The organism is Microbacterium sp. Bi128, assembly GCF_918698205.1.
This window is the reverse complement of the sequence record NZ_CAKKMM010001115.1, coordinates 1-1692: the sequence shown is the minus strand read 5'-3', so window position 1 is coordinate 1692 and position 1692 is coordinate 1. Positions and strand designations below refer to the sequence as shown.

General features: G+C 65.4%; 3 protein-coding genes and 1 pseudogene. All 4 read right to left on the bottom strand.

What is annotated here, in order from left to right; translation table 11 throughout:
• A pseudogene (ureC, locus tag LQV45_RS30330) lies at positions 1-484 on the bottom strand (urease subunit alpha); the annotation flags it as partial.
• A complete protein-coding gene (locus LQV45_RS30325) occupies positions 481-831 on the bottom strand; it encodes an urease subunit beta (protein ID WP_230010925.1) in 351 nt (116 codons plus the stop codon). The gene LQV45_RS30325 and the pseudogene ureC, both read right to left, overlap by 4 nt.
• 8 nt (positions 832-839) lie before the next feature.
• Positions 840-1142 (bottom strand): urease subunit gamma, encoded by a 303-nt coding sequence (locus LQV45_RS30320; RefSeq protein ID WP_230010923.1) that lies wholly within the window; start codon positions 1140-1142, stop codon positions 840-842.
• Positions 1143-1271: 129 nt separating this feature from the next.
• Positions 1272-1592, bottom strand: coding sequence for a DUF6221 family protein (locus LQV45_RS30315; RefSeq protein WP_230010922.1), 321 nt, complete (start codon positions 1590-1592; stop codon positions 1272-1274).
• Between the last annotated feature and the right edge of the window lie 100 nt (positions 1593-1692).

The following is a 1692-nucleotide window of genomic DNA, read 5'->3' as shown; positions in this document are numbered from 1 at the left end:
TGCACAGGGCGGCGGGGACCTGGTCCGGGGAGATGAAGTGGATGTGCGAGTCCACCCCGCCGGCGGTCAGGATTTTCCGTTCACCCGCAATGATCTCGGTGCTCGCGCCGATCACGATGTCCACGCCGTCGGTGATCTGCGGGTTGCCGGCCTTGCCGATCCGGAAGATGTGGCCGTCCCGGAGCGCGACGTCGGCCTTGTAGATGCCGGTGTAGTCCAGCACCACGACGTTGGTGATCACGGTGTCCGGGACTCCGCCGCCGGAACCAATACCGCCGGAACCGTCACCGTCCCGGGTCACTTGGCCGTTCTGGCCCATGCCGTCGCGGATCACCTTGCCGCCGCCGAACACCACTTCCTCGCCGTAGACGGTGAGGTCCTTCTCGATCTCAAGAAACAGATCCGTGTCGGCCAAGCGGATGGCGTCGCCCGTCGTCGGGCCGTAGAGGTCCGCATACTGCCTGCGGGATAGCTCGAAACTCACTGTGCGTCACCTTCCCCTTCGGAAACAGGGAGTCCGCTCTTGCGGAGTGCGCCGTTGACGGCGTTGCTGAGGCCGTACACTTCCCGTCTGCCCGCGAGCTCGATCAGCCGGACGGTCCTGCTGTCCCCGGGTTCGAACCGCGCGGCCGTGCCGGCCGGGATGTCCAGCCGGCGGCCGTAGGCGGCCGCCCGGTCAAACTGCAGCGCCGAGTTGGCTTCGGCAAAGTGATAATGCGAGCCCACCTGGACGGGCCGGTCTCCGGTGTTGGTCACCGCGACCTCCACCGCCTCACGGCCGGCGTTGATGACCAGCGGCGCGGAACTGAGCACGTATTCTCCAGGAATCATCGAAGCTCCTAACGGATCGGGCCGTGAACGGTGACGAGCTTGGTGCCGTCCGGGAAGGTTGCTTCGATCTGGACGTCGTGGATCATTTCCGGCACTCCCTCCATCACGTCGTCGCGGCCAAGGATGGTGGTTCCGTAGCTCATGAGCTCCGGAACGCTTCGGCCGTCCCGGGCGCCCTCGATCAGTTCGTAACTGATCACCGCGACGGCCTCGGGGAAGTTCAGCTTCAGTCCGCGCGCCTGGCGGCGGCGGGCGAGATCCGCCGCGACCACGATCATGAGCTTTTCCTGCTCACGGGGCAAGAGGTGCATGACGGTATCCCTTCAAGAACCAGCCGACTTGCGGACCGCAGAAGCCGCGGTGTGACCAGAGTAGGCCGCGGAGATTTCCTGCAGGTTTCCGGGACCCGTCAGCATCTCAGGAGCTAACCGCTGACGGGCCTATCCGGTGATCCGCCAGTGCGCCTGGAATTCGGGGTGGTCCGCATACGGCAGCGCCAGGGTGTGCAGGGAGAGCGTGGTCCATTCGATGACGTCCGGCACCCATCCGGCCTCGGCGGGTTCCTGGCTGACCAACATGGCCAGCACGGACTGGCGTGCGGATTCAATGATGCCGATGAGCTGGCGCTTGGCCTCGCACTCACGGAGCAGGCGGCGTTCATACCACTCGCCGGAGACGGCAAGCGTGGGGTCGCCGAGCAGCTTTAGGGCGACGGCTTCGTCTTCTCTAATGCGCGCGGTCAGGAACTCGACGATGTCCACTCACCGAGCCTATGCGCGCCTGTGCCCACACGGCTACGGTCTGGCGTTTGCCCTTTTTCCTCAGGCCGGCACAAGCCGCGCTTGTTAGGGTGGGTGGATG

Bases quoted from the DNA above. Each gene is read 5' to 3' on its own strand.
- LQV45_RS30320 (WP_230010923.1), bottom strand. From the start codon at position 1,142: ATGCACCTCTTGCCCCGTGAGCAGGAAAAGCTCATGATCGTGGTCGCG.
- LQV45_RS30325 (WP_230010925.1), bottom strand. From the start codon at position 831: ATGATTCCTGGAGAATACGTGCTCAGTTCCGCGCCGCTGGTCATCAAC.